General features: G+C 69.5%; 7 protein-coding genes and 2 pseudogenes. 4 read left to right on the top strand and 5 right to left on the bottom strand.

Annotation, left to right across the window (positions count from 1 at the left end):
* Window positions 1–125: 125 nt before the first annotated feature.
* Window positions 126–538 (top strand): annotated as a pseudogene (locus ACFYXU_RS18070) (helicase); the annotation flags it as partial.
* The gene (locus tag ACFYXU_RS18065; protein ID WP_389458523.1) at window positions 518–694 is read left to right on the top strand and encodes an ATP-binding protein; all 177 of its coding nucleotides are present in this window, start codon (window positions 518–520) and stop codon (window positions 692–694) included. The pseudogene ACFYXU_RS18070 and the gene ACFYXU_RS18065, both read left to right, overlap by 21 nt.
* A 752-nt stretch (window positions 695–1,446) precedes the next feature.
* Here ACFYXU_RS18065 and ACFYXU_RS18060 read toward each other — a convergent pair.
* From ACFYXU_RS18060 to ACFYXU_RS18045, 4 genes and pseudogenes are all read right to left on the bottom strand, one after another.
* Window positions 1,447–1,832, bottom strand: a pseudogene (locus ACFYXU_RS18060) (transposase); the annotation flags it as partial.
* A 117-nt stretch (window positions 1,833–1,949) separates the two neighbouring features.
* On the bottom strand, window positions 1,950–2,906 hold the full coding sequence (locus tag ACFYXU_RS18055; protein WP_389458468.1) for an SGNH/GDSL hydrolase family protein: 957 nt from the start codon (window positions 2,904–2,906) through the stop codon (window positions 1,950–1,952).
* Window positions 2,907–3,545: 639 nt separating this feature from the next.
* The gene (locus ACFYXU_RS18050; protein WP_389458466.1) at window positions 3,546–3,803 is read right to left on the bottom strand and encodes a hypothetical protein; all 258 of its coding nucleotides are present in this window, start codon (window positions 3,801–3,803) and stop codon (window positions 3,546–3,548) included.
* Window positions 3,804–4,240: 437 nt separating this feature from the next.
* The gene (locus ACFYXU_RS18045; RefSeq protein WP_384571190.1) at window positions 4,241–4,534 is read right to left on the bottom strand and encodes a hypothetical protein; all 294 of its coding nucleotides are present in this window, start codon (window positions 4,532–4,534) and stop codon (window positions 4,241–4,243) included.
* Window positions 4,535–4,662: 128 nt separating this feature from the next.
* Between ACFYXU_RS18045 and ACFYXU_RS18040 the strand changes: the two genes are divergently transcribed.
* Both ACFYXU_RS18040 and uvrA read left to right on the top strand, forming a co-directional pair.
* On the top strand, window positions 4,663–5,154 hold the full coding sequence (locus tag ACFYXU_RS18040) for a nucleotidyltransferase domain-containing protein (protein WP_389458464.1): 492 nt from the start codon (window positions 4,663–4,665) through the stop codon (window positions 5,152–5,154).
* Between the two features lie 645 nt (window positions 5,155–5,799).
* Window positions 5,800–8,280 (top strand): excinuclease ABC subunit UvrA, encoded by a 2,481-nt coding sequence (uvrA, locus tag ACFYXU_RS18035; RefSeq protein ID WP_389458462.1) that lies wholly within the window; start codon window positions 5,800–5,802, stop codon window positions 8,278–8,280.
* On the opposite strand, the gene ACFYXU_RS18030 is transcribed toward uvrA, so the two are convergent.
* On the bottom strand, window positions 8,238–8,537 hold the full coding sequence (locus ACFYXU_RS18030) for a hypothetical protein (protein WP_389458460.1): 300 nt from the start codon (window positions 8,535–8,537) through the stop codon (window positions 8,238–8,240). The two genes, uvrA and ACFYXU_RS18030, sit on opposite strands and share 43 nt — an antisense overlap.
* Window positions 8,538–8,627 lie beyond the last annotated feature (90 nt).

Here is an 8,627-nt window from a genome sequence, read left to right as displayed (position 1 = left end):
ACCCGTAAACACCCACTGACCAGCCCCGCAACACCCATCCCCAGACCAGCGCGACCGACTCTCACCACCACCGACACCAACCCGAGAGATCGCACTCCGCTGACACCCTCATGCAGAGCATCAGGGAGGGTGTGGACATCGCCGGCGAGCGGGGTTTCGAAGCCATCTGCTTCGCCGACACCTGCGGCTCACAGGTCGAAATCGTGCAGAACATCGGCCGGGCGCTGCGGCTCAGCAAGGACGGCTCCACCATGGTGGCGCGGATCATCGTGCCCGTCTTCCTTGAGCCGAACAAGGACCTCACCGACGTGGTCGCCTCCGCCAGCTTCAAGCCGCTCGTCGCTGTGCTCCAGGGGCTGCGCAGTCATGATGAACGCCTGGTCGAGCAGCTCGCTCACCAGTGGCCAGCGTAAGGCCCTGCGGCGTGACAGGACGGGCGGATCCTCGGGGCCGGCGGCGGCGAGGGTGACGGCGAGGACCAGGAGCAGGACGACACACAGGCCGCGCCGAAGCGACGCTGCTGCACTTCTCCAGCCCCACGACGCCGCCACGGCCGGGTCTTAGGCGACGAATCCTCGCCACCGCCATCCTCGACCGACTCCTCCGCCACTGCGGAGGTATCTCCATTGACGGCCTCAGCTACCGGCTGAAGGACCGTCTCCAGCCGTCGAACGAGAAAAACGAAGTGGCCTGACCAGTCGCGATCAGGACGCCGGATCCTCGCCCGGCGGGATGAAGGCGTCGGCCCCGTCAGCGTCCTCGACATGTCCCTGGGCGTCGACCGTGATGGCTGTCGCCCGCCCCTGCGACGTGATGAGCCAGGCCAGCACCTGTTCCGTCAGCGGCGCTCCCCCCTGGTCCCTCGTCCTTCCAGTGCACCCGCCACCCTCCACCAGGCACGGCGGCCACGACCTGGTCGGCTCGCTCCAGGTGGGAGAAGTCCTCATAGTCCGTCACCGCACGCAGGGCGCCGCGCTTGTGATCGACTACCAGCGCCGTCCCGGTCGCCTGGTCCCAGCCCTCCACACCCACCATGCGGCCGATCTCCGTGTCGGTGCCGCTGAAGATCGCGGTCCAGCCGGTCTGATTGAAATAGCGAAGAGACACCGCGCCATCATCTCGAACCACGACCTTCGCGCTTCACAGGACTCCGTGCTCTGCACGTTCATCCGTACGCAGCTCTGCACATAGAGGAGTACGAGTACGCCGATCGATGGCTGCCCCGCCTCGCCACGGGACCATCCCCGCGGGCGCGGGGAGCAGACTGCTTGACCTGCAGTTCTACCGCACAAGCGACCCCGCCCAACCACTTTCACCGAAACGGACAAAGCGGGCTCTAGCGTGCCACCCCCTAACATCGGGCCGCGCGGTTTCCCGGGTACGAGTGGTGCTGGCGCCCCTACCTGGCTTCGAACAGGATGCTGCGGCAGTGAGCGCGCTGGGCTGTCAGGCGCTAGGGGTGTCCGGGAGTCGTGGCAGCCAGAGACGGAGGCAGGCGAGGGTGACCATGGCTTGGTCGTGGCGGGCTCGTTTGTCGTAGCGGGTGGCCAGGGCCCGGTTCTGCTTGAGCCGGCTGAAGCAGCGCTCGACGACGTTGCGCCTGCGGTAGGCGGCCCGGTCCAGTCGGCAGCGGCCGTGCCGCGGCGGATGGGGCCGTTGATCTGGTTGATCCGCTCGGGGATCGTGCAGGCGATGCCGCGTCGCCGTAGGTGGGCGCGGATCTTGCGGGTCGAGTAGTCCTTGTCCGCGACGACACGGTCGGGCCGGGTCCGGGGCCTGCCTGGTCCCGGCCTGGCGATCTGGATCCGGTCCATGACCGCCTCGAACTGGGAACGGCGGTGTCGGTCGCCTGGCGGAGGCCGGGATGAGGTGGGTCTGGATCGCAGCGAACCGGCCCAGCTGACGGCGGAGGCCGGTTCGCTGTGGGATTGTCCCGCAGAGTGCGGTGGTCAGCTTGGGCTGATGGCGTTCAGGATCGCCTCCGTGACGTGGTCGGCGGCGTTGCGGTGGCCGCGGGCGTTGGGGTGGACGAAGGACAGCTGGTCGGGGATGGTGAGGAAGCCTTCGACCCACTTGGCGTCGTCGCAGACGCTGTGGTTCCGGGAGGAGGCGTAAAGGTCGACGAAGCTGGCCGTCTCCTGGGTGCCGGTCGACTTCTCGATGGCCTTGTTGAGGGGCTCCAGGACGTCGGTGCGGAGCCAGGCCAGGTCGCCCTGAGTGGTCGAGCCGAACTTCCTCAGGTCACCGTAGGCGCACTTGGAGGCGTCGTCGGGGACGATCGTGGGGTAGCCGACGGCGAGGATCTTGGCCTTCGGCGCACGCTCGTGGAGCACGGCGAGCATCCGGTCGTATTCGGTGCTCACCTTGTCCAGCCGGGCCTGGATGCCGGAGCCCAGGGCGTCCTTGCACGGCGTTCCCCGCCCGTTGCTCTCGCCGCCCACCTCCATGCACTTGGTGAGGAGGTCGGCGAAGCCGAGGGTGTTGCCGCCCACGCCGACGGTGATGACGTCGGTTCCCGCGCTCACCGCCTCGGACTGCGGAGGGACGGCGGGGAAGGGGTAGTCCGGGTCCTCGGAGATGGGCGGCAGGTGACGGCCGATCGGGCTCTGGGGGGTGTCCGTGATGTTCTCGATGGTGGCGGCGCCGCAGCTGACGTTGGTCAGGTCGAGGAGGCCGCCGAGGTCGCGGTCGATGACCTGGGGGTAGGAGCGGTCGGTGCGCTCGCAGCCGTCGCGCGGGACTTCGAAGGTGTCGCCGGCGGCGCGGATGACTCCGGCGGTGTAGGAGTCGCCCAGGGCGACCCACTGATAGTCCGCGGCTGCGGCGGACTGGGCGCCGGCGAGCTGGACGGCTGTGAGGGCTGCGGCCGAGCCGAGCAGGGCGAGACGGGTACGGAAGCGGTCCACGACATCTCCAAGGTGGGGGTGGGTGACGATTCCACTCCGACCGTATACACAGAGTCACGGATCATGCTGATTCCGTCACAATGGTGATCCTTTCGGGGTACCGCCACGATGTTCGCCGGGCTCCCGGCCAAAACGCCTGCGACGCCCTGGAGCTCGCCGGCACCACGGGCCTGTTCCACGTCGAAGTCCGAGGGGGACGCGGAGCGGCGGTTCACCAGGTGGGCGGTGAGACGCGGTTGTACGTCTCGTGCGGGGGCTCGGTCCCGTCCCAGCCGATGACCGCCCGGCACGGCTCGACGACGAACGCCTCGTCGGGCTCGCCGGAGTGGTCCGGGTGGGTGGCGGCGAGGTGCCGGCGGGCAGCGTCCTGGAGGCCGGCCCGGCTCCGCTGTTCGGGCGGCCGGGCCCGTGCCCTGGCACACGGTGCACCGGACCGTCAGAAAGGCGGCGCCGTCGAGAAGGAGAGCATGCCCGCTCAACGATCGCCCGGTGGAGTGGTCGCGGCACCCGGGGCCGCTCGCCACGGTAGCGGCTCAAGGCGCTGCCCCTGGCTGTGGCTGTTCCAAGGCCCCCAGCCGCGAGATCCCGATGACTGCACCGGGGACAAGATCCCGGGCGGGGGCTACCGATGGGAGCTTGTCAGTGACCGGCCGACTGCGCGTCGCCGGAGTGATCGATGACGTTGCCGTTGGAGCAGTTGTTCTTGTGGTTGCCGGTCCAGTCGCTCAGGGCCGGCACCACGGCGAGTTCCTGGATGCACACGTCGGCGGCGGTGAAGTTCCAGTTGTTCGCTGCATCGACCCCGCTGCCGAAGTCGCCGTCGTTGTCGGCGAAGGCGGGTGTGGCGGCGAGGACGGTGACGGCGGCCAGCAGACCGCAAGTGATGATCTTTCGCATGCCCGGTGAACGTGTTCTCGCCGGGACAGGTCACGCCGCAATCGACCGAACGTGCGGAACCCGCATTCAACTGCCGCACATGTGCGAGATCTCGATTCGCCCCAGCTCAGCAGGAGCCGGACCACAGAAGTTGAGCCAGGGCCCGAGAACGGACAGCAGATGTTCACCACTTCGGGAGGCAGCTGACTGTCTGCAATCGAACGCCCACCGGTGCCTGCGCCTTGGCGTCGGTGGGCGGCTGGTCGACGCTCGCCTGCTGTTACGGCAGCTGGTCCAGGAGCCACGGTGCTGCTGTCCCATGCAGATATCGCATTCCCCTGCTGCGGTTCCTGGTCGTTCCTGCCATGAGCAGCTTCTCTACGTGCGGAGCGAGCGTGACCGGCCGAGCGGAGGCAGAGGGGACCCGGTCGGCCGGTCACGGTGGGCGGGCTGTCGACTCAGGCCGGGGCGTGGCGGGGGTGTGCCGTTTTGCGCGGGGCGGCGTGGTGTGCGGGCTGGTGTGTCGTGGGGGCTGTGAGGCGTCGCAGGGACAGGCCCGCGGTGAGGAGGAGGGCGGTGAAGATGGTCAGAAGGAGCAGGGACACCCACATCTGCCGGCTTCCGGGGGCCTGCCAGCCGGTCCAGGCGGAGGATCCCGCCCACAGCAGGACCCCTGCAGCGTAGAAGGAGCGGACGCGGTGCAGCTGCCGCGCGGCCCGCAGGAACTGGGTGCGTTCAGTCTTCGGTGCCATGCGCGGTCGTGTACCCCGATGTGCGGGGACTATGAAGGCGGCCGTCGACTTCCCTGCGCGGGACATGCTCTGCTTGCGGGATAAATTGTTCGCTGCCTGACGCTGACGCTTCTAGCCTGCGTCGGGTGATGACAGCTGATGACGTCTTGTTCGTCCTGGCCCTGTTACAGCGAGCGGAGGTCGACGTCTGGGTCGGTGGCGGTTGGGGGATCGACGCTCTGGTCGGCGAGCAGACCCGGGACCATCGCGATCTGGACCTGATGCACCGGCAGGACCAGGAAGCCGCCGTGCTGGCGGCCCTCTCGGCGGCAGGTTTCGTGGAGAGTCTGGACCGCAGGCCCATCCGGTTCGTCGTGCAGGCCCCGGACGGCCGGGAGATCGACCTTCATCCACTGGTCTTCGGCGATGACGGGTCAGCAGCCCAGGCGTCGCCTGACCCGCGACGTCCCTTCGCCTATCCCCCGTCCTGCTTCGTGACGGGCACCATCCGGGGAACCGCCGTCCCCTGCCTGTCCGCCGAGCAGCAGGTCCACTTCCATCAGGGGTACGAACCAACGGAACGTGACCGCCAGGACATGGCGCGACTGCGCCGCGTCTTCGGGATCGCCACCCACTTCTGATCCACCTCGGATCCTCGGTGGGACAGGCGTCTGCGGTGGTGTGACCTGCTCTGTGTCCGGTCATGGTTCCGTGGCGGATCTTCATGGTCGTCCTCGCCTGCCTCCGCCGCCGGCTCCCGTGGTTTCTCTGACAACCGCTGGGGCGGCTGTCTGGTCCGGGTCGGCGTCACCGCTGATGACGGGTGCTCGTCGGCGGTGGCGGGGAGCGGGGGCTCCGGCCGCCGGGGGGCTGGAGACCGAGTCGTGCGGGACCCCGCGGTGTGTGGGGCCGGCGAGCGGGTCGTGTGGGTGTCCGTGCGGCTCTGCTCTGGTATTGGGTCGTCTCACGGGGGGCGGCGTTGGGAGTGGCGCTGTGGTCTTTGGGCCAAGCGGTCTGAGGAAGCATGCGATCGGGGTGGTGGTTTTCGATCTCGCTCTTCGATCCTGGCGGGGCTGTGTGGGTGCGGAGGAATCAGGGCGGGCGGAGTCCACCGGTCGGTGGACGCCCCCTGCGGCCACCTGCGCGGCGCCACATCGTGTTCGTGGCTCGGACCCGCCGGCCCGTCCCGGCGAGTGGCGGGCTCGGTGCTCCGCGGGCGGCCTTCTCGTGTCTCACGCGCCGGGGCCCGGCGCGCGGTCTGCGGCTCGAGCGGGTAGTCAGGAACGGTGAACGAGGATGCGGCCGACCGTTTCGTGCAGGTACGGGGCGCCAGGGAGAACAACCTGCGGAACATCGATGTCGATGTTCCGCGGGACGCGCTGGTCGCCTTCACCGGCGTCTCCGGTTCGGGCAAGTCCTCCCTCGCGTTCGGGACGCTCTACGCGGAGGCCCAGCGGCGCTATTTCGAGTCCGTGGCACCTTATGCCCGAAGACTGTTGCACCAGGTCGGCGCTCCCCGTGTGCAGGAGATCAGCGGACTGCCGCCGGCCGTGGCCCTGCAGCAGCGGCGTGGTGCGCCCAGTTCGCGCTCCACGGTCGGAACCCTCACCACGCTGTCGAACCTGCTGCGCATGCTGTACTCCCGCGCCGGCACGTACCCGCCCCGGGCCGCACGGCTGGAAGCCGAGTCGTTCTCTCCCCATACCGCGGCCGGCGCCTGCCCGGAGTGCCACGGACTGGGCGTCGTGCACGACGTCGCCGAGGACCTGCTCGTCCCGGATCCCTCACTGAGCATCCGGGAGGGGGCGATCGCCGCATGGCCGGGCGCCTGGCAGGGCGCCAATCTGCGCAGCGTCGTGAGCGGCCTGGGGATCGACATCGACCGGCCTTGGCGCAGGCTCAGGAAGAAGGACCGGAACTGGCTGCTGTACACCGATGAGCAGCCCTCCGTGTACATCGAGCCCGAGGAGGGCCGTGTCGACTACGGCTACCAGGGAAAGTTCTGGAGCGCCCGCAGACACGTCATGCACGTGCTTTCCGACTCCAAGAGCGAGAAGATGCGCGAACGGGCGCTGCGGTTCGTCAGGAGCGTGCCCTGTCCCGCGTGTCACGGCAGCGGGCTGCGGCCCGAGGCGCTCGCCGTCACCTTCGCCGGACGTTCCATCGCCGAGATCAACGCGATGCCGCTCACTGAGGTCGTGACGCTGCTGCGGCCCGTCGCGGGCCGGGCCGAGGCCGACACCACCACGTCGACCGCCCGGTCCGGGGAGACGACCGAGGCCGCGGTCCGCATCTGCGGCGATCTTGTGGCTCGGGTGGAGGTACTGCTCGAGCTGGGCTTGGGCTATGTCAGCCTCGGGCGCCGCTCGACGACCCTGTCGCCGGGCGAGGCGCAGCGTCTGCGGATCGCCACTCAGCTGCGCTCGGGGTTGTTCGGTGTCGTCTACGTCCTCGACGAACCTTCTGCGGGCCTGCACCCCGCTGACGCGGAGCCTCTGCTGGAGGTGCTGGACCGCCTCAAGGCGGCGGGCAATTCGCTGTTCGTGGTGGAGCACGACATGGACGTGGTCCGGCGGGCGGACTGGGTGGTCGACATCGGCCCTGGTGCGGGCGAGGGCGGCGGGCGCGTGCTGTACAGCGGCCCGGTCGCCGGTCTTGAGGGGGTCGGGGAGTCCGCCACGAGCCAGTATCTGTTCGGGCGGGCCCCGCGGCTCGATCACCGCCCCCGCGCACCGCGGGGCTGGCTGCACCTGAGGGGTGTCTCTCGCCACAATCTGCGCGACGTGGCTGTCGACGTACCCCTGCGTGTGCTGACGGCGGTGACGGGCGTGTCCGGTTCCGGAAAGTCGACGCTTGTGACGCAGGTGCTCGCCGAGGTCGTCCGCGGCCACCTCGGGCTCGTGCCCGAGGAACCCGACGAGGCGAGGCTGGAGGTGGACGTCCGGGACGCGTCGGGGCTCGAGGCGTTCGACCGGCTGGTCCGGGTCGACCAACGGCCCATCGGCCGGACGCCTCGGTCCAACCTGGCGACGTACACCGGGATGTTCGATGCGGTGCGCAAGCTGTACGCGGCGACGGACGAGGCGAAGGCGCGCGGCTACTCGGTGGGCCGGTTCTCCTTCAATGTGTCCGAGGGGCGGTGCGAGACCTGTCAGGGTGAGGGATTCGTCGCGGTGGAACTGCTGTTCCTGCCCGGCACCTACGGGCCGTGCCCGGCCTGCCAGGGCGCCCGGTACAACGTCGAGACGCTGGAAGTCACCTACCGGGGCAAGAACATCGCGGAGGTACTGGCGCTGTCCGTCGACGCCGCCGCCGAGTTCCTGTCCGCCGTCCCGGCCGCTTTTCGCAGTCTGCAGACGCTGCGCGAGGTGGGACTGGGGTATCTGCGGCTGGGCCAGCCCGCGACGGAGCTCAGTGGTGGTGAGGCACAGCGCATCAAGCTGGCCACGGAGCTGCAGCGAGCCCGGCGCGGGCACGCGCTCTATGTGCTCGACGAGCCGACGGCGGGGCTGCACCCTTCGGACATCGCGCTCCTGCTGCGGCAGTTGCACCGGCTCGTCGATGCCGGCAACACGGTGGTCGTCGTGGAGCACGACCTGGACACGATCGCCACGGCGGACTGGGTGATCGACCTCGGTCCGGGCGGCGGCGACGCGGGTGGCCGGGTGGTCGCGGCGGGCCGGCCGGCCAAGGTGGCGAGGTCCCGGCGCAGCGCCACCGCGCCCTATCTCGCCGCCCGGCTCGGCTCGCCGGGCGTGGCGCGGTAGCGGCCGGCGGGCACGTCGCGGGCGGTTTCGATCAGGCGTGTCTCCCACCCGGCGAGCTGTTCCCGTACCTGCCGCAGGAGCATCAGTGATGCCAGGGCCGCTTCCGGGCCCGGGTCTACGTCGGAGGGGGTCGGGGCCTTGAGCCGGGCGTCGCGCAGGGCGTCGTCGATCGTGTGGAGGGCTGCGGTCGCGGCGAGGAACGACGGCGGGCTGTCGGTGTCGGTGCCGGTGGTCGGCGGCTGGTCGGCCGGGGTCACGGACACCTCCCTGGAGTCGTCATCGTTCCGACGACATCGTGTTTGTCATCCATTGGATGACATGTGACAACGGTGCCAGCGAGGCGCGTC

The sequence above is a fragment of the Streptomyces sp. NPDC002232 genome (genome assembly GCF_042890295.1).
Lineage (GTDB): Bacteria > Actinomycetota > Actinomycetes > Streptomycetales > Streptomycetaceae > Streptomyces.
Note: the sequence above shows the minus strand (reverse complement) of the source record. Positions and strands in the feature narration are given on the sequence as shown.